Raw genomic sequence first — 20,291 nt, 5'->3', positions numbered from 1 at the left:
CCAACGCTTTTGGTGGCACTTTTGCACCGATACCATCCCTTGGAGGGATGGTATCGGTTAGTACAGCCCCCACTCATCTTCATGCTTATCCTTTTCAAAAGTCTGCACCCATTTCTGGAAAACATCTTTGAAGGCTTCAATTTCTTCGCGCAGCACCAGGATGTATGGTTGGGAGATGCCGGTGTCATCACCATGTTCGTTCTCCATTTCCAACCCATATGTGAAAGATTGCATTTGCCGCATGTGTGAACGGATGATGGAGGCATTTTCCATGTAGAGCAGGTACATATCACCACCCCGTGCTCCGGCAAGCTTGGCATCAACCAGCCATGAGTCGCAGAGCATCATTTCAATTTGAGATTTTGTGAGTTTATCTTCATCACCGGTTATATCCAACATGGATTGCAGCGTTACTGAAATTTTTTTGATGTGCTGCCGCAACTCGTCGCTCAGCTTATAAATGGGCTTCCAAAATTCACCTTGTGTATCATCTTCCTCCTGTTCGTCGAAGTCGTCATCAAAAGATTCCATGATGCAATTTTAAGGGATTTTAATTTTAGAATAAAGTTATGACCCTCCCAAGATTCGCCACTTCCTTAACATAATAGACCTCTTATTGGTTGCAGTTACGACATTAACAACAACTAATAATATCCATAGTTGCAGGAAGTGCGATAACTGCAACTATAAATATTTATATTTGCGGGAAATTGGCGAAAATGGAGATCAGAAAATTCAAATCGGGAAAATATGAACAGCAATTTCAGTACAAGAGTTTTTTGCCAGAAAAGATAAACCATGTATGGGTCACCGATGACCCCCTGACTCAAAAGCTATTGAGCGAAGCGGATATAAAATTAGGAGAACTGAATGCCTATTCTCAATTAGTGCCCAGTGTGGACTTGTTCATACGGATGCACATCCAAAAAGAAGCCCTCACGAGCAGTAAAATAGAAGGAACACAAACCACCTTGGCAGAGGCTGTGCAGCGTTCAGAAAATCTGGCACCCGAAAAAAGAGACGATTGGCAGGAAGTTCACAATTATGTTGAGGCGATTAATAGGGCCATCGAAGAGTTGAATCATTTGCCTCTCTCGAACCGGCTTATTCTGAAACTGCATAAAATCCTGATGCAGGGGGTGAGGGGTGAAAAAAAAACACCCGGCGAATACCGGCGAAGCCAGAACTGGATAGGAGGTGCCTCTATTAATGACGCAGGATTTATTCCGCCACATCACGAACATCTGGCCGACCTCATGCATGATTTGGAGTTATTTATACATAATGAACACATCCAAGTACCGGATTTGGTGAAGGCCGGCATCCTGCATTATCAATTTGAAACCATTCACCCGTTCTTGGATGGCAACGGACGAATAGGGCGGCTTTTGATAACCCTATATTTAGTAAGCAAACAAAAACTTTTGAAACCGGCACTCTATCTTTCAGATTATTTTGAAAAACACAAGACACTCTACTACGATAATTTGACCATCGTTCGTTCTAAAAATGATTTGAACCAATGGCTGAAGTTCTTTTTTGAAGGAGTGTGGCAAACCGCTCAAAGTTCTATTGACACATTCAAAAGAATCATTGTGCTGAAAGAAAAATATGAAACTGAAAAAATTACCCGGCTGGGTAAAAAGACAAAAACAGCCCAGTTGCTGCTAAACGTTTTATACAAACACCCGGTGATAGATGCAAAAGATGCGGCTAGGTATCTAGAGGTAAATAAAACAACAGCCCATAAACTGATAGACGATTTTGTGCGGTTGGAAATGCTGAAAGAGATTTCCGGATTTAAGCGGAATCAGATTTTTGTATTACATGAATACTTAGACCTGTTTAAAAACTAAAGTAGCACAGGATATATCCCTGTGTCTGAATACAAACAGGCATCCTTTTAGTCCCTGCTGATAATTTTTATTGCCTTGTCTGCCAAGGCTTTACAAGCAAGATTGAACTATTTTTTCGTTCCGCTATTGACTTTGGTATTTTGGTGCTTATATTTGTATTGTCGTTTAGTTCAGAACACCGATAAAAAGGCTCGGAACGAAAAAGACAAACCCACCGAAAGGCGGGTGAAGCAAACCGCCGCCTCCCGGTAAAAAAAGGAAGCAAGGGCCTGACACCCTAACAATTTTGCCAATGAAAACCTACTGATTCAAGCTGTACCCTGAATCAGTAGGAGGGGTACAGTTTCAGAAGCAAAAGATCAGTTTTAAGAGGTTCCCAAGCGCTACCTGCATTGCCAGCCGGCGCGGGCAAGGGAGGTCGGATGTTTGCTAATGACAATAGCTGTTTTATGGATAGCTAAACAAAAACAGCATCCTGTTTCAAGGGATAAAATTCTGCCATAGGCGGAGGCTTACGAACGAGGTGCTGCGTATTTTTTATTCAAATTTTAAAACAAAAACAAAATGAAAAAGAACAAAAACAAAAAGGGCGGGAGCGCAAAGCGTACCGTCTGCCAGCACATTGCTGTATTTATCGTATCCTTTATTGTCAAACTGGGCTTTCACCTGCTGACCGTGCCACAAAAAATCATCCTGGCTCGCCGAGTAGTGGAATTCATGAACGGCAATCCCAACTTTGCGGTACCGTCTCCCACCTTGGCTGATATCACCACAGCTATAGATGCACTCGAACTGGCACAGCAGGCCCTTCCCGGAGGACCGGCAGCCACCGAGATTCGCGACCTGCGCGAAGCAGATCTGGATATATTGATGTCCGATCTACAGATTTACGTAGAGGGCGAAGCAAAAGGAGATCCGGAAATTGCACTCAGCTCCGGTATGGATATTCGGGATTCTAAAAGTCCAATTGGCATTCTTAATTCTCCTGAAACTCTGGTAGCCAAGCAAGGCGCAGCGGAGGGTTCTGTGAAGTTGAAATGGAAAGCGGTGAAGAAATCATCCGGTTATCGCATCGAGGTAAGTACCAACCCTACACAGGGTTGGCCAATGGTGTACCAATCTGAAAAATCTTCTATCAAGATTTATGATTTAACACCCGGCACCAAGTATTATTTCCGTGTGGCAACCCTCAGCCATGCAGGATATGAGGGCTACAGTCCGGTGGCTACCCTCCGGCTCAGTTTACCTCAAGACTAATAAAATCCCATTTTAGTCTCGGTTAGGCGCTCTCGAAAGGGAGCGCCTTTTTTATTTTTACCTGCTTGAAGCTGTTTGGATTTGAACAACCGAATTTGTTATGAATCTGATATGTCGCACGGAGAACACAGAGGTATTTCTCGCCGGATACCCATTTTTACACAGAAATCTAAACAGCCTCTTAAACCCTATAAATACTTCCGCAAGATGAGGTAAGGCGACGGACAGCGGGAGGCCACACTCACCGTGACTAAACAGCGCCCCCTTTCATGTTTTCGTATGACACGAATATCTTTCCAAAATCTTTTCTGTTGCTTCATCAAGCAGTTGATAAACCCTCTCAAAGCCTGCGTCGCCACCGTAATAGGGGTCGGGCACTTCTGCTCCTTCGGGATAAATTTCGCTCAATAGCAGCTTCACCTTGTTCATGTCTTCCTCGTTTCGTGCCATTCGCTCTACATTTTCAAAATTGCTGCGATCCATTACGTAAATGAGGTCAAACTGTTGGAAGTCATCATAAATGATGGGTCGGGCACTTTGATAAGTAATATCAATGCTATGTTTTTTCATGCAGGCAATGGCGCGGTGGTCGGGCTGTTGGCCCCGATGCCAGTCGCCGGTTCCGGCAGAGTCCACCTCCCAATCCATTCCGCGCTGTTCAACTTTGTGTTGCAATAGTCCATGCGCCATAGGCGAGCGGCAAATGTTTCCGAGGCAAACCATCAGTATTTTCATAGGAGCAAAAATGTCATAAAGACACTAAGGAACAATAAGGATCTTTAAAATCAGATGTTATCAGCCATATCTTATCATTTGTGCGCCATATCCTTTGACTAGTAAATGAATGCTCAAATTTTCCCATTCTCACATCATCACATTCTCATTATACTTGCGTCATGAAGAATTTCGTACTCATTGGAGCCTCCGGCTATATCGCTCCTCGCCACCTCAAGGCCATAAAAGATACCGGAAATAATTTATTGGCCGCCTACGACCCTTTTGACAGCGTCGGGATTATGGACAGTTATTTTCCCTCCTCCGATTTTTTTGTAGAGTTTGAACGCTTTGATCGCCACGTGGACAAGTTGCGTCGTCACGGAACCAAGGTGGACTATGTTTCTATCTGCTCGCCCAATTACCTGCACGATTCGCATATCCGGTTCGGGCTACGCAACGATGCCGATGTGATTTGTGAAAAGCCGTTGGTATTATTTCCTAAAAACGCAGAGAACCTGATTGAATTAGAAAAGGAAACAGGAAGAAAAATAAATAACATTCTGCAACTGCGTTTGCATCCGAATATCATACAACTGAAAGAAGATATAGCGAACAGCCCGAAGGATAAAATCTATGAATTTGATTTGACCTATATCACTTCGCGTGGCAACTGGTACTATACCAGTTGGAAAGGCGATGTAACAAAAAGCGGAGGCATAGCTACCAATATCGGTATTCACTTTTTCGATATGCTGGGCTGGCTTTTTGGACCGGTGAAACAAAATATAGTACATGTTCACACCCACGACCGCGCAGCCGGTTATCTGGAGTTTTCAAAAGCCAAGGTGCGCTGGTTTTTAAGCATCAATGCAGATATGCTGCCCGAAGCGGCGAAGAAAAAAAACATGCGCACCTATCGCTCTATGACGCTTGAAGGGAAAGAAATTGAATTCAGTGATGGCTTTACTGATCTGCATACCAAGAGTTATGAGCAAATCATTGCCGGAAATGGTTATACGGTGAAAGATGCCTTGCCCAGTATTGAAATTGCCTGCGACATCCGCCGACAAACACCGATTGGACTGAAAGGCGACTATCATCCGTTTGCTAAAGCAGCACTGAGCAAACATCCATTCGATTTATAGATGTTACTCAGGATGGTTCTAATTTCTAATTTCTAATTTCTCACTGCTATGTGCGGCATCGCCGGTTTCTATTCTCCATCTCATCAGTTCAGCCGCCAAGATTTAGAAAAGATGACGGCACGGCTGAGCCACCGAGGGCCAGATGCAGAAGGATTTTATATCAATGACGAAAAAACCATTGGGCTTGGACATCGCCGATTGAGTGTCATTGACCTGAGTGCTGCTGCCAACCAACCGCTTTGGTCTCACGATGGACGCTATGCTATTGCCTTCAATGGCGAGATTTATAATTATCGGGAGATAGCAGAGAAACTTCAGATTCAAACCCGCACTACCTCCGACACGGAAGTGGTTATTGAAGCCTTTTCTAAAGTGCGTGAAGAACTGCCCCGAATGATGAATGGCATGTTTGCACTGGCTATTTATGATGCCATACATCAGCAACTTCTTCTTTTCCGTGACCGGATGGGGGTGAAGCCGCTTTACTATTTTTTTGATGGAAAGAATCTGGCTTTTGCATCGGAAATGAAAGCCTTGCTAACCAATGATTATATAAAAAGAAATATCCGGCTGAATAAAAAAGCAGTTTATACATTTTTGTATGCTGGATACATCCCCGAGCCTTCTACCATTTATGAAAACATCTATCGCCTTCCGGCCGGAAGCTATGCGACGGTAACAAGCAAGGGACTTGAAATCAAAAGTTACTGGAAGCCGGAGGAGCGAATCAGGGAAGGAATCAAAGAGGATTTTGATTCGGCAAAAATAGAGTTGAAGGAATTATTGACTAGTTCAGTCCGCTATCGCATGATTAGTGATGTTCCTTTCGGAACTTTTCTGAGTGGAGGAATTGATTCAAGCACGGTGACGGCCATTGCCCAAAGCATTTCTAGCCAACCGGTGAAGACTTTCTCGATTGGTTTTAAAGAAGCGAAGTTCAATGAAAGCGAATATGCCAGGAAAGTTTCCAAACATCTCGGTACCGAACATCATGAGTTCATGGTTACTGAAAACGATGCCTTAGAAATGATAGACCGGATGCTGACTGTGTATGATGAACCATACGCAGACTCATCGGGAATACCTACTATGCTGGTTTCCAAATTAGCGAGGAAGCATGTTACCATGACTCTGAGCGGTGATGGAGGCGATGAATTATTTATGGGTTATGGAGCTTATGATTGGGCAAAGCGTCTGGATAATCCGCTAATAAAGGTTTTAAGAAAACCCATTAGCGCTTCGCTTTCTTTGCTCGGCAACCGTTATAAAAGGGTAGCAAAAGTTTTTGATTATAAAAACACAGAACATAAAAAGAGCCACATATTTTCGCAGGAACAATATTTTTTCAGCGAGGCGGAACTGAAAAATATTCTCCACCCTGACTTCAGACATGAATTGCTATTTCAAGAGCAGTTTAAAACCCGTCGGCAACTATCAGCGGCTGAATCGCAAGCGCTCTTTGATTTGAAATATTATTTGAAAGATGATTTGCTGGTGAAGGTGGACATAGCCAGTATGCAGTTTGCCCTAGAGGCGAGGACTCCGTTTTTAGATTATCGGGTGGTAGAGTTTGCCCTTAATCTTTCCGAAAATCTGAAGAAACAAAATGGAATTTCGAAATACCTGCTCAAAGAAGTATTGTATGATTTTGTCCCTAAAGAAATTTTTGATCGGCCTAAATGGGGCTTTTCCGTTCCACTTGCGCGTTGGCTAAAAAGCGATTTGAAGTATTTGATAGATGATTATCTGAATGAAGATGTGATTCGGGAAATAAATGTGGTGGATGCCGATGCCACAAAACAGCTCTTGAAAAGATTTAATCAGGGAGAGGACTTTCTGTATAACCGGATATGGTCTTTATTGCTACTTCACAAATGGATGAAAGATAATGCAGCCTGTTGAAGTCCTATACATGAGTTATGACGGTATGACCGACCCGTTGGGACAAAGTCAAGTGATACCCTATTTGCAAGGCTTGTCGAAAAAAGGCTACCGGTTTACGCTCATTAGTTTTGAAAAGAAAGAGCGGTTTGAAAAATTCAGAGAACAAATCTCGTCCTTGTTAAAGCAAAGCAATATTGAATGGATTCCGCTTTCCTATACCAAAAGGCCATCGGTACTTTCTACTGTGTATGATGTACTAAGGTTGCGGAACAAAGCCTTTGCATTACACAAACAGAAGAATTTTCAAATCGTTCATTGTCGCAGCTACATATCTTCATTAGTAGGGCTCGAAATGAAGAAGAAAACAAGAGTGAAATTCATTTTTGATATGCGTGGTTTTTATGCTGACGAACGAGTGGATGGTGGTTTATGGGATTTGTCAAATCCGGTGTATAAGCGAGTGTATGATTTTTTCAAACGAAAAGAAAAGCAGTTTTTAGCCGAAGCAGACTATACTATTAGCCTGACTGATGCTGGGAAAAAAGAAATACATTCTTGGAAAGAGATAAAGAATCAGCCGATTCCAATACAGGTAATCCCTTGTTGCGCAGATTTGGAAAAGTTTTCACAACAAAACGTGAACCAGAAGTTGCTGAATGAATTACGTCAGCAATTTTCAATTGAGAAAGACGATTTTATTTTGAGTTATCTGGGCAGCATCGGTACTTGGTACATGCCCGACGAAATGCTGGATTTCTTCAAGTACCTGCTGGAACAAAAACCCAAGGCTCGCTTTTTATTTATAACAAATGAGCCAAAAGAACTGATTCTGTCTATAGCAAAAATCAAAGCAATTGATCCGGATAGATTTATTTTTGTTTCAGCACCGCATCCATTAGTGCCCACTTATCTCGCGCTTGCAACAGCCGCCATCTTTTTTATCAAACCAGTATTTTCAAAAAAGGCATCTTCACCCACCAAGCAAGGCGAGATTATGGGAATGGGAATACCCTATATTTGTAACGGAAATGTGGGAGACGTGGAAGAAATAGTCAAGGATACCAAATCGGGTTTTACAGTGAATGAATTTTCTTCCGTTAGTTATTGTGGGGTTATTGATAACCTGTTAAATGAAAAACGCTCAGAAGGGGACATTCGCAATGGAGCTTCTAAATATTATTCGTTGGAGGAGGGGGTGAAACGGTATGCATCGGTATACCAAAAATTATTAGTGTGAGAATTACACATGGATGTCTGGCGGACATAGTTATACCAGTTTTACTTAAGGATTGTTTTCTTTGCTTTGTTTCTTCTTCTAATTATGCGCGGTAGCAGTTTATTGCCTTATTTTTTCTTTTTGGCTATCTATATTATCGGATATGGCCCCTATTTCCTATTTACCCCTCTACCTGAATTTCAGCAAGATGCCTACATCTACTTTTGGGGCGCATCATTAATCAGAGATGGAATTATCCCATTACCCAAATTTATTATTGATGTACCGGTAGGGTATCCATTCTTTATATGGGCTATTAAATCTTTGTTTTCGACCACAGGTGTAGTAGTTATTGCGCAGAATGTAGTTTTTGTTGCGGTATCTCTTTATTGCATCTTTTGTTTTTCCCAATTGAAAAAAGGTTTCGGATGGATGGCGGCCATTGCACTTGCCATTTTTGCCATTGATAATTTTTCCATCCGGATGAATACCTCATTGTATACAGAAAGTCTGTATTCATCCACCTTAATTTTTATTGGCGGAAGGATCGCTTTGCTCTTTCGCAACTTTAATACTTCAAATATTATATCCCTCACACTCTCGTTGCTTCTTCCTGGCCTATTACGACCCAATGGGATTTTCATATTTATCCTTATCCCGATTATAGGAGCCTTTATCCTTATTTCAAAAAGGGGTTTATCCGATATTCGGGTGCTTCTGTTTTCATTTGTCGCTGTTTTGCTACTGTGGTCATCAATCAATTATGTATTTAAAGGTCTATTCTTACCATCAGACCCCTATCGCCTCGCTTTAGTTTATGATAGGATGCTTAAAAAGGAGGTGAAGAAGCCGATATCAGACGAAAAAAATCTGTCCTATAAAAAGCCAGTACAGTCACCATCTCGGCTTCAATTGTTGTACCAAAACGCCACGGCATTTTCACAATTAAACCCTTCATTTTATTTTACCTACCTCCCGGACAGATTTAAAATGATCTACGTGGATGATATGTACCATGATCCGCAACAAAAACTGTTTAACCGCCTTTTGGTAGATACTGCTGCGCCGGGATTAAAGAAATATATGCTTGGAGAATTTGTTAGTGACCAAAAAAACTTCTCCCAAATTGAGACAAGTTGCAATTTACAAAGCGCACACCGAAACAAATGGATGTTTTTGAATCACCTCTTTTATAAAATCCATGGCTATATTTTTCGAAACTATATTTGGGTATTCCTTTTCTATTTCATTGGCATATTGTTTATCATGAAGATTATTCGAGGTAAGGTCCAAGACACTAACAGTTGGCTGATTATCACATTGTTTTTAATGCATTTGGTATCGATCATTATTATAGCTTTTGGCCACGACAGATTTCAAACTCGATATGCTCATGCATCAGAAATGTTTTTCTTACTTACTCTATTCGTGGGCTTTTATTCTTTATTTGGCCAACAAAAAGAAAAAGCGTTTTGAGCATATGTTAAACGGAAAGACAATTGCAGTGGTAGTCCCTGCATACAACGAAGAAAAGCAGATTGGGATGGTGATTGAATCCATGCCAGATTTTGTAGATAGAATTGTAGTGGTTAACGATTGCAGCAAGGATAAGACATCCAATACGGTTCAGGAGTATATACGGACATCAAAGGGCAGTGACTTGCCACTTTCCAATAAGACAACCTGATTCACCGAAGCGCTTGGCTTGTAATTCCAAGAGTTCGCTTTTTTGGAAATTCTATTCTCTCCATTTTGACAAAATTAGCTTCCGGCTATTGGAGAGTCAGCGATACACAAACCGGCTATACAGCCATTTCAAGGGCTGCGATAAATGCAATCAGATTGCATGAGATTTATCGTTCTTACGGAATGCCAAATGACATGCTGGTCAAATTAAATATAGCGATGTGTACTCTTCGTGAGGTGGAGATAAAGCCCGTTTATGACGTTGGGGAGGAAAGTAAAATGAAACTTTTTAAGGTAATCCCAAGAGTTAGTTGGCTATTGTTCAAGTCTTTCATTAAAAGACTTTGGATTAAGTATTTTTTCAGAGATTTCCATCCTTTGTTTTTACTTTACAATCTTTCCTTTTTAATGTTGATTGTAGCTACTCCACTAGGAATTAAAATATTAAATAGGTTGATTGAGGGAATCTCTATCAATCCAATAACACTACTTGGTTTTGGGTTTCTCACACTGACCGGAATGCAATTTCTTCTATTTGCAATGTGGATGGATATACAGGATAACGAACGGTTGTATAAATAGATGAAGAAAGTACTTATAGATATCAATCACCCCGCCTACTTTCATTTGTTCAGAAATCTGGCTGCTGAACTCAAAAAGCATGGGGTCGAAATTATCATCACAGCTAGTAAAAAGGATATAACCCTTGACCTCCTTAATAAATATAACATACCCTATATTAATTTAGGTACGTATGGTGAATCCTCAATGGAGAAGGCATTTAAGGTTCCGGTTATGGCAATGAGAGTACTCCGTGTGGCGTTAAAGCATAAGCCGGACTTAATGGTTGGGGCAGCATCTAGCAGAATTGCTCACGCGGGCGTTTTGACTGGAATTCCGAGTTTCGTATATACAGATACAGACCATGCCAAGCTGGAAATCATGCTTTTTAAGCCGTTTGCCACGAGAATTTATACTCCCGATTGCTTTCTCAAGGACCTGGGCAGAAGACAAGTTCGACACGCCTCGTATAAAGAGCTCTTCTATCTACACCCCAACCGCTTTACTCCAAACTTTGAACCGTTGAAAGCCTTTGGGATTAATGAGGGGGAAAAATTTTTTATCGTTCGTTTTGTGTCGTGGAATGCCATCCATGATATTGGCCACAAAGGATTTACTGCTGACGGCAAATTAAAACTAGTTAAGATGCTTTTGCCTCATGGCAAGGTAATCATTTCGTCTGAAGGACATCTTCCAGCAGAATTACAAAAACATACGCTAAAGATACCGATAGAGCACATGCATCATTTCCTGCATTTTGCGGAGATTTGTATTGGAGAAAGCCCCACAATGGCCAGTGAAGCAGCGGTATTAGGAACCCCCTCAGTGATAGTGTGTCCGTTACAGCTTTGTTATCTGGAAGAGTTAAATCGAAAATATAATATGGTCTTTCAATATAAAGATGAAAACGATGCCTTGGCTAAGATATCCAATTTAGTAATTACCCCTGGGATTAAAAACGAGTGGGAATTGAAACGCAAAAAATTGCTACAGGATAAAATAGACGGCACATCGTATTTGGCCGCAGAAATCTTACGCTTTCTGCAGGACAATTCAAAAAATTAGCTTTATGGTTGTTACTCATTTTTTACGAAAGTCCTCGCAAATAGGAACTCCTTTTATTACCAATCAGATATTGAATCTTCAGAGCTATGCCCCCTCAATCGTTTATAAGCAAGATACAGGAGCGAATCGTGGATTCGCTGAGTTTGATTGGAATAACTTTCCAACATTAAACCTCTCTGAAGGTAAAGGATTCCAATTCAATTTTTACTTTTTTAAAAAGATCGGAGGTGTAGACTGCGCAAAAGTTTTAAATTTTTTAAAAGAAAAAAAGTCCCGTTTGACACATTTTCACTTCGGCACGGATGCATATATCTATGCTGATGTTATGGCCAAGTCGGGATTGCCTTCCGTTATCTCATTTTATGGACACGATGTTAGTTTTTTCCGTTCGTTGCCCCTTGGGCTCGGCCATCCATTTTTCAGGCAGGCCATCCAACATGCTACAAAAATATTAGCTATGAGTCCTTACATGAAAGAACAACTAATGAACTATGGTTGTCCCGAGAATAAAATCCTCATTCACTACCATGGAATCCCAACCAACTTTTTTCAGAGCATAAAAAGAGAGCACCTGTTATCAGAGCAAATTAATTTATTGTTATTAGGCAGACTTGATTATTCGAAGGGCCATATATTTCTATTTAGAGCTTTAAAAAAAATGATCGCTACAGGTATAAAAAATTTCAAGTTAAACGTCGTTGGATCCGGACATTTAGAAAAAAGGTTTAGGAATTTATCAAACAAATATGGACTTGATCAATTTGTTCACTTTGCCGGTCCGGTTAAATATCTTTCAGACGAGATGTCTCGATATTTTTCCGAGGCCGATATTTTTGTTCACCCCTGTGTTCCAGGCCCAGGAGGATTCAGGGAAGGCATCCCCGGCACCATTGTCGAAGCGATGGCCAGCGGCCTTCCTGTCATCTCAACTTATCATGCGGGAATACCCTATGTCATTGAAAATGAAAAGACAGGCCTGCTCGTCGAAGAGTGGGACGTAGATGCTCTTGCCAATGCAATAAAAAGGTTGATGGAGGATCACCTGCTTAGAAAAAAATTGGGAGAGGCTGCCAGAATTCATGCTTGCGCAAATCTTGATTTAATAAAGAAAGAACAGGAGTTGGAAGCTATATATGATTCCCTCCTTTAGTGTGGAGCTAGGCTATATTTTGACATCTCATCTGATTCTCCTACATTTGCTCTGCTCTTTGATGTATTGCTTATCAAGAAAGACGGAGGGACAGGCCCTATGAAGTCTTGACAACCTTCCCGATTATGTCGGGAAAAGGTGCCAATTCCTGTTTAGATAAGAGAATCATTTCTCTCCTGAACTAACCTTCTTTATATCTCCTGACAAGTATGCACAATAGGCATTATGATCATTTAATCATTAAAGCATGAGTAGTATAAAACCAAATCTTACATCTGAAATTGAGAAGCGAATACTTGTACTGGATGGTGCCATGGGGACTATGATACAGCGACATCCGCTGACCGAAAAAGATTTTCGCGGCGAACGATTTAAAGATCATTCGCATGACTTAAGGGGAAATAACGATTTGCTTTCCCTCACACGACCGGACATTATCAAGGAGATTCATGCTGAATATCTTGAAGCCGGTGCGGATATTATTGAGACTAATACCTTTTCGTCCACTTGGATCGCGCAACAAGACTATAAATTAGAAAAGCTGGCCTACGAGCTGAACTACGAATCGGCAAAAATTGCGAAAGAAGTAGCAGAAGAATTTACAAAGAGGAATCCCTCCAAGCCTCGATTCGTTGCCGGAGCCTTCGGGCCAACAAATCGGACCGCCTCTATTTCACCGGATGTAAACAATCCCGGTTTCCGTGGAATTAGTTTTGAAGAACTGGTGGATGCCTATACCGAACAGGCGAAAGGTTTAATAGACGGCGGAGTAGACTGGCTTTTGGTAGAAACCGTTTTTGATACCCTGAACTGCAAGGCGGCTTTGTTTGCTATCAACAAGGTTCAGGAAGAGAAGGGAACGAAGTTACCAGTTTCCGTTTCAGGAACTATTACCGATGCCAGCGGCAGAACGTTGAGCGGACAAACCACCGAAGCCTTCTGGATTTCGATTAAACATGCTAATCTGTTTTCGGTCGGTTTAAATTGTGCCCTCGGCGCCAAAGATATGCGTCCCTATCTCGAATCACTTTCACAGGTAGCGCATACTTGGGTCAGCGTCTATCCCAATGCCGGTTTGCCCAATGCTTTCGGAGGATATGATGAAACACCGGAAGCGATGGGTTCAGATATTGAAGATTTTTGCAAAAGCGGCTTTGTAAATGTCGTAGGTGGATGTTGCGGTACCACTCCAGACCACATCCGCGCTTTTGCTCAGGTAGCAGCAAAATATTCGCCGCGTAAGAAACCTCATCGTTTTGAATTTATGCAACTCAGCGGACTGGAACCGGTGACGCTTACCAAAGAATCTAACTTCATGAATGTAGGCGAACGAACCAATGTAACCGGTTCAGCCAAATTTCTGAAACTCATCAAGGAAGATAAATATGAAGATGCATTGGCCGTAGCAAAAGATCAGGTGGACGGTGGTGCACAGGTGATAGACATCAACATGGATGAAGGAATGTTGGATGGTGAAGAAGCCATGAAAAAATTTATCAACCTCTGCGCCTCCGAGCCAGACATCGCCAAAGTTCCGGTGATGATTGACAGCTCTAAGTTTCACATCATCGAAGCCGGATTGAAATGTTTGCAGGGAAAAGGAATCGTGAATTCCATTTCTCTTAAAGGTGGTGAGGAGGAATTTATCCGTCAGGCAAAATTAGTGCATGACTATGGCGCAGCGGTAATTGTGATGGCGTTTGATGAACAAGGCCAGGCAGATTCTTACGAAAAAAGGATTAAAATCTGCGAACGCTCTTACAAAATCCTTACCGAGCAAGTAGGCTTCCCACCCGAGGATATTATCTTCGACCCAAATATTTTTCCGGTGGCCACCGGCTTAGAAGAACATCGGCAAAATGCCATGGACTTTTTCCGCGCCACCAAATGGATAAAAGAAAACCTTCCCCATGCACACGTCAGTGGTGGGGTGAGCAACGTTTCTTTCTCTTTCCGTGGAAACAATGCCGTTCGAGAAGCCATGCACTCGGCTTTTTTATATCATGCCATCAAAAACGGAATGGACATGGGCATCGTAAACCCCACCATGCTCGAAGTATATGATGACATCCCTAAAGATTTATTGGAGCGCGTGGAAGATGTGCTACTCGATCGCAGAGAGGATGCCACCGAACGATTGTTAGTCTTTGCTGAAACCGTGAAGAAAAAAGGCAAGGTAGAAATGGCTGATGAAGAGTGGCGCAAAGGGACGGTGGAAGACCGCCTAGCTCATGCCTTAGTAAAAGGCATAGTGGAGCACATTGATGTGGATACGGAGGAAGCGAGACAAAAATATCCCAAACCCTTAGAGGTCATTGAAGGGCCGCTCATGGCTGGAATGAACATCGTCGGTGATTTATTTGGCAGCGGAAAAATGTTTTTGCCCCAAGTGGTGAAGAGTGCCCGCGTCATGAAAAAGGCGGTAGCCTATCTACTTCCGTACTTAGAAGAAGAAAAAAAGCGGACGGGTAATACTTCAAAAAATAATGGAAAGATTTTGCTTGCCACCGTGAAAGGTGACGTGCATGACATCGGCAAAAATATTGTAGGTGTGGTATTGGCCTGCAATAACTATGAGATTATAGACATGGGGGTCATGGTTCCCGCCGATAAAATTCTGGAACGCGCCCGCGAAGAGAACGCCCAGATCATCGGACTGAGCGGTTTGATTACGCCTTCACTCGACGAAATGGTCCACGTCGCAAAAGAGATGGAACGCATCGGTATGACGCTGCCCCTGATGATTGGCGGTGCCACTACTTCCAAACTTCATACCGCTGTAAAGGTGGACCCTTTCTATAATGGGAGTGTAGTACATGTGCTCGATGCATCTAAGGCAGTGACCGTTGCCAGCAGTCTATTGAGCAAAGATGAGAGTGCAAATTTCGTCGTCAAAGTGAAAAAAGAATATGTCGCCATGCGTGAGATTCACGCCAACCGTAAAAGCAACATAGAATACGTTTCGCTCGAAGATGCCAGAGCCAATAAGTACAAAATTGATTGGGATAAAACTGAAATTACTAAGCCATCTTTCATCGGAATAAAGGTATTTGATGATTACAGCTTAGAAGAGTTGTCAAAATATATTGACTGGAGTCCTTTCTTCAGCACTTGGGAAATGAGTGGTAGCTATCCCCGTATTTTTGAAAGCGAGAAATATGGTAAAGAGGCCAAGAAACTTTTTGACGATGCGCAATCACTGTTAAAGAAAGTCATAGCTGAAAAGTGGATCACCGCACAAGCGGTGATTGGGATTTTCCCTGCCTCCTCCAAAAATGAATTTATTGAAGTGTTTGACGAAGCAGGAAAACAACTCACCACCTTCCATCAAATGCGCCAGCAAACCAAAAAATCTGGCAGTCAACCAAACTATTGTCTTGCTGATTTCATAAAACCTGCAAGCAACAACCAGCAAGCAGCTACTGACTATTTTGGAGCATTTGCTGTTACCGCGGGACTAGGCATCGAAAAATGGATTGAGAAGTTCGAGAAAGATCACGATGACTATAATTCTATTATGCTCAAATCTATGGCTGATAGATTGGCCGAAGCCTTTGCAGAAAGAATACACCAGCGGGTCCGGAAAGAATTCTGGGGATATGCCAAAGAGGAAAACCTGAGCAATGAAGATTTGATTTCTGAAAAATATCGTGGCATTCGTCCCGCACCGGGCTACCCCGCCTGTCCCGACCATACGGAGAAACCACTTATCTGGAACCTGCTGAACGTGGAGAAAAACACCGGCATGAAACTCACGGAATCCAACGCCATGTACCCCACGGCTTCGGTCAGTGGCTGGTACTTCGCCCACCCGGAAGTCAAATACTTCGGCATCGGCAAAATCCAGAAAGATCAGGTAGAAAGTCTCGCCAAAGCTAAGGGATTTTCATTGGCTGAAATGGAAAGATGGCTGGGTCAGAATCTGGCGTATTAAGCCGCCAAAAACGACCTAATAAACATCATTTCCCTAATCCCGATTGCTGTCTTATCTTCGCACCTATGAAACAAGAAAATTTCTATCAGGCTGAACATGATCAGCCACATCCGGAACGTACACGCGCCATCATGAAAGCACATCCCGAAATCAGGAAACTGATTGGCCGAAATCCATGGACTGCTTTGATCATGGTTTTCGTACTATCCCTTCAAACCGGTATCGCCTACGGGGTCGGGCACTTATACGCTACCGGGTTCCAATACTGGTGGCTCGTGGCTTTGGTGACCGCCTATGCCATCGGCGCCTTCGCCAACCACTGTATGTATGTTATCATCCATGACTCGGTTCACAACATGGTTTTCACCGGCAAGGTATGGAACAAGATGACCGCTATTTTTGCCGACATGCCCAACCTTGTTCCCGCTGCTATGGGGTTCAATGTGTATCATTTAAAGCACCATGCACATCAGGGCGATTATGAATATGATGCCGATGTTGCCAATCGCTGGGAAGCAAAACTGATTGGTAACAAATGGTATGGAAAAGCTTTTTGGATGCTCTTCTTTCCGGTATTTCAAATCACTCGCCCTCCGCGCCTCAAAGCTATCACTCTGTTCAGCAAATGGACCTTCATCAATTTAGCCTTCTCCCTTGCCTACGATATTGCTATCGTCTATTTCTGTGGATGGGCCGGTTTGCTTTATCTTGTTTTCTCTTTCTTTTTCTCCATCGGTCTGCACCCTGTTGGTGCCCGTTGGATTCAGGAGCATTTCACCTATAACCCCAATCAAGAAACCGCCAGCTATTATGGACCGGTCAACATCGTGGCTCTAAATGTAGGCTACCACAACGAGCATCATGATTTCCCAGCCGTACCTTGGAATCGCCTCCCGAAAATTCGGGAAATGGCTCCGGAGTATTACAACAACCTGACCTACTATACTTCTTGGACTAAGCTCTGGCTCAATTTCATTTTTGATGAGCGCTATAGCCTTTTCTCTCGCGTAGAAAGAATTAAGGATGGCAAAGTAAGCCTTCAACAACGCAAAAACAAAACCACCCAAGCTGTCGCATGAGAATTCTTTTTTCAGTTTTATTATTAGCGGGCGTTTGCTTTTCAAATGCTTCTGCACAAACCGAAGGCGGCTATGCTACCATGCGCGTTTTTGACTGCAACCGATCTGTAGGCATGGGCACCGGTTTTATCGCTGCAAAAATTTTTATCGTTTATGAAGATGCAAGCACCGAAGAAGTAAAGCTATTGCCTTATACCGAAAAAAACGAAATAGAAAACCTCAAGACCATTAACCAAACTATCAACAACCTCAAGAAGAAGGGCTACTTTCTCATCACCCAATACACCACCGGTGAGCAAGGAAACCTTGTTAGCGACTACACCTTCCTGAAACAGCGATAACTAAGAGTGCGTCAAACCCTGAAATGGTCTCGTACTATTCTAGCTGGGCATAGCCCCATGCGATAAATTATATTGTCTCAATTAGAGAGACTGTTCTACCAACATGGTCAAAGTTGAAGTAGTCTAACCAGTTGTTAAAGTGCTCGAAACTAATAACAAAAACAGAGAACGCTGGTCAACGGAAAAGAAAGTTATTTGTAGTTGATATTTCATCCTAACCAAGGACTGGTTTCTTTTTTCAAAAAAAAATTTCCATGTTTGGATTTCAATGGGGTTGGACGAGGAAATATATAAGTCACTGCACGACGATCTTGAGATTTGTCGTGATTATATCCGGCAGATTGCCTTGGGAATGATTCGAGGTCACGTATCGAAGTATCCGATTTTTGTGGCTACACGCAGTGCCAGCGATGTGGACTTGGGTTTGCCCATCGTTCAAAAAGAGGATTTTGACATCGGTTGGAACTTCAGCGCCTCCCACTTGGAAGATTTTGTAAATAAGGGTATTGTTCACAAAGAAAAATCCTCGGATTTCATTAAGACTTACAAGGCTCCGGAGCAGTTTATGTGTGTATTTGTAGCCGATGAGGCATCGCCCAGCTTTGTATTTATGCCTTATGACCGTACGAAGACGAATCTCAATTGATAGATTCGCAGCGGAAAAGGCTCTGCTCTAAAATCTGAATTTGTTGCCATTTAGTGCTGTGTTCCAATGTCGCTTTACAAATTATTTTACTTTTGCCCGCCTCAAAAAAACTACCAATGGATAAAGAGTTCAACCTCGTCGCTGCCATCCGCATTATTTTAAAATGGAAAACCCCTTTGTTGGTGCTGACCTTGGCTTCAGGAATCATTGCTGGTTTGTTTTCGGTCTTTGTGATGGATGAATATTATCTGTCCTGGTCCACCTTCTATCCTACCAACCAATACCTGAGCGACCGTTCCATGATTTTCAATACAGAAAGCTCTGGTGGGCAGGTGGAATATTTTGGTGGCAAAAGTGATATAAATCGGGTGCTGACCATCGCCAATTCTGAAACCGTTATCAATTTTATTATTGACTCATTTAATCTGACCGATCACTATAAAGTAAGTCGGAATAATAAATTCTATAAAACGATTGTACGTAAGCAATTTGAAAAGAACTACAAGGCGCTCAAAACCGAACGCGAAGCGATTGAAATATCTATCTATGACACTGACCCCAAACTGGCCGCAGCTATGGTCAATGTGATCATCGAAAAAGTAGATGAATTGAATATGAGGCACGTGTTGGAAACCAAAGAGAAACTTTATCAAGTATTGAGCGCTCAAATTGAGCAGCAAAGAGAGAAGGTAAACGATTATGTAACCACGCTGGCCACCCTTGCTACTGAATTTGACATTAAAGTTTCTTCAGCAGCTGGCAGTACGGTATTGGTGGAAGGAAAAAACTTCAGAGCAGTTCAAGAATATAAGGCCATGCTAGAGAAGCAAGAGAACGCTATGAAGGAGTTTAATAATCGTAGCAACATTAAGGAACAGATGGAAGTGGCGATGCAATCTATTTCTTCATCCCTCTTCATAGTCGAGAAAGCATTTCCCGCCGACCGTCGCGACAAACCGGTACGTTCACTGGTCGTATTAATTACCATGCTGGTCACTGCATTCGTTTCCACCATCGGCGTGTTTCTGATTGAACAGTTCAAGGAATTAAAAGCGCAGCTTTAATGTGATTAGGACCTTTGACAGGACAGAACTGGGCCTATTTACCTTTCTTGGTGCCGCCACGGTGGTATCTGTACTCGCAGCTCTTTTTACCGAACAGTATTATCTCGCCCTGATTCCTTTTGGCCTACTCACTATTTATGTAGGGGTGATTAATTTCAAACTGCTGTATTATCTGCTGCTTTTCACGATTCCTTTTTCTATTGAATACAGTTTCTCTGAATCACTAGCCACCGACTTGCCCGATGAGCCGCTGATGATTGGATTGATGTTTGTAACCGGCATTTTTGTATTGACCAATTACAAAGCATTGCCAAAAGGGTATTTTGGGCATTTACTTCTAGTGGCGCTGATGGCCCATCTCTTTTGGATTTTTATTTCAGCACTTACTTCCATTGAAACCATCGTATCTTTCAAAGTGTTTCTATCCAAGATATGGTATACGATGACTTTTTCGGTGCTAACGGCTATAATCGTTCGCACAAAGGAAGATTTGAAAAAAGCATTTTGGTGCATCTACATCCCACTCACGCTACTGATTATTCAGGTAATCATCCGGCATGCCATCAATGGTTTTGCTTTTGATGATATTAACCAACCTATGGCTCCGTTCTTCCGCAACCATGTGAACTATGCGGCTATCGTTACCATTTTTTTCCCCTTCATTTTGTTGGTTAGAACTTGGTATGAGCC

At 42.3% G+C, this 20,291-nt stretch carries 16 protein-coding genes, 1 pseudogene and 1 riboswitch; of the genes and pseudogenes, 15 read left to right on the top strand and 2 right to left on the bottom strand.

Going from position 1 to position 20,291, the window contains the following annotated elements; genetic code table 11:
* Positions 1–57: 57 nt before the first annotated feature.
* Positions 58–531, bottom strand: coding sequence for a hypothetical protein (locus tag IPP77_12300; GenBank protein ID MBL0310416.1), 474 nt, complete (start codon positions 529–531; stop codon positions 58–60).
* A 188-nt stretch (positions 532–719) separates the two neighbouring features.
* Here IPP77_12300 and IPP77_12295 point away from each other — a divergent pair, with 188 nt between their 5' ends.
* Together IPP77_12295 and IPP77_12290 are read left to right on the top strand one after the other, a co-directional pair.
* Entirely contained in the window at positions 720–1,856 is a 1,137-nt protein-coding gene (locus IPP77_12295) for a Fic family protein (protein MBL0310415.1), read from the top strand.
* A 564-nt stretch (positions 1,857–2,420) separates the two neighbouring features.
* Positions 2,421–3,113, top strand: a complete 693-nt coding sequence (locus IPP77_12290) for a fibronectin type III domain-containing protein (protein MBL0310414.1) — start codon at positions 2,421–2,423, stop codon at positions 3,111–3,113.
* A gap of 267 nt (positions 3,114–3,380) precedes the next feature.
* Here IPP77_12290 and IPP77_12285 read toward each other — a convergent pair whose 3' ends face one another.
* Positions 3,381–3,848: a low molecular weight phosphotyrosine protein phosphatase gene (locus IPP77_12285; GenBank protein ID MBL0310413.1), complete on the bottom strand. Its 468-nt coding sequence runs from the start codon at positions 3,846–3,848 to the stop codon at positions 3,381–3,383.
* Between the two features lie 161 nt (positions 3,849–4,009).
* On the opposite strand from IPP77_12285, the gene IPP77_12280 reads away from it, so the two are divergent.
* The 13 genes and pseudogenes from IPP77_12280 to IPP77_12220 form a co-directional block, all read left to right on the top strand.
* Positions 4,010–4,975 carry a Gfo/Idh/MocA family oxidoreductase gene (locus tag IPP77_12280; protein MBL0310412.1) on the top strand — a complete coding sequence of 322 codons (966 nt, stop codon included), beginning with the start codon at positions 4,010–4,012 and terminating at the stop codon, positions 4,973–4,975.
* A gap of 48 nt (positions 4,976–5,023) precedes the next feature.
* Positions 5,024–6,877, top strand: coding sequence for an asparagine synthase (glutamine-hydrolyzing) (gene asnB / locus IPP77_12275; GenBank protein ID MBL0310411.1), 1,854 nt, complete (start codon positions 5,024–5,026; stop codon positions 6,875–6,877).
* Positions 6,864–8,096: a glycosyltransferase gene (locus IPP77_12270; protein ID MBL0310410.1), complete on the top strand. Its 1,233-nt coding sequence runs from the start codon at positions 6,864–6,866 to the stop codon at positions 8,094–8,096. Before asnB ends, IPP77_12270 begins: the two co-directional genes overlap by 14 nt.
* 120 nt (positions 8,097–8,216) lie before the next feature.
* On the top strand, positions 8,217–9,551 hold the full coding sequence (locus IPP77_12265) for a hypothetical protein (GenBank protein ID MBL0310409.1): 1,335 nt from the start codon (positions 8,217–8,219) through the stop codon (positions 9,549–9,551).
* A gap of 4 nt (positions 9,552–9,555) precedes the next feature.
* Positions 9,556–10,343: pseudogene (locus IPP77_12260) on the top strand (glycosyltransferase).
* Positions 10,344–11,387 carry a DUF354 domain-containing protein gene (locus IPP77_12255; protein MBL0310408.1) on the top strand — a complete coding sequence of 348 codons (1,044 nt, stop codon included), beginning with the start codon at positions 10,344–10,346 and terminating at the stop codon, positions 11,385–11,387.
* Positions 11,388–11,391: 4 nt separating this feature from the next.
* The gene (locus IPP77_12250) at positions 11,392–12,537 is read left to right on the top strand and encodes a glycosyltransferase family 4 protein (protein MBL0310407.1); all 1,146 of its coding nucleotides are present in this window, start codon (positions 11,392–11,394) and stop codon (positions 12,535–12,537) included.
* Between the two features lie 67 nt (positions 12,538–12,604).
* A riboswitch (SAM riboswitch) is annotated at positions 12,605–12,700 on the top strand.
* Between the two features lie 84 nt (positions 12,701–12,784).
* Positions 12,785–16,471 carry a methionine synthase gene (metH, locus tag IPP77_12245; protein ID MBL0310406.1) on the top strand — a complete coding sequence of 1,229 codons (3,687 nt, stop codon included), beginning with the start codon at positions 12,785–12,787 and terminating at the stop codon, positions 16,469–16,471.
* Positions 16,472–16,536: 65 nt separating this feature from the next.
* Complete coding sequence (locus tag IPP77_12240) at positions 16,537–17,550, top strand: fatty acid desaturase (GenBank protein ID MBL0310405.1); 1,014 nt, start codon at positions 16,537–16,539, stop codon at positions 17,548–17,550.
* Positions 17,547–17,891 (top strand): hypothetical protein, encoded by a 345-nt coding sequence (locus tag IPP77_12235; protein MBL0310404.1) that lies wholly within the window; start codon positions 17,547–17,549, stop codon positions 17,889–17,891. Before IPP77_12240 ends, IPP77_12235 begins: the two co-directional genes overlap by 4 nt.
* Before the next feature lie 274 nt (positions 17,892–18,165).
* Entirely contained in the window at positions 18,166–18,537 is a 372-nt protein-coding gene (locus IPP77_12230) for a hypothetical protein (protein MBL0310403.1), read from the top strand.
* A 116-nt stretch (positions 18,538–18,653) separates the two neighbouring features.
* Positions 18,654–19,601 (top strand): hypothetical protein, encoded by a 948-nt coding sequence (locus IPP77_12225; protein ID MBL0310402.1) that lies wholly within the window; start codon positions 18,654–18,656, stop codon positions 19,599–19,601.
* Position 19,602: 1 nt separating this feature from the next.
* A partial coding sequence (locus IPP77_12220; protein MBL0310401.1) for an O-antigen ligase family protein occupies positions 19,603–20,291 on the top strand: 689 nt, incomplete at its 3' end.

This window comes from Bacteroidota bacterium (assembly GCA_016722375.1).
In the GTDB taxonomy this organism is placed as follows: Bacteria; Bacteroidota; Bacteroidia; order Chitinophagales; family LD1; genus Bog-950.
This window is presented reverse-complemented; position numbering and strand designations above follow the sequence as displayed.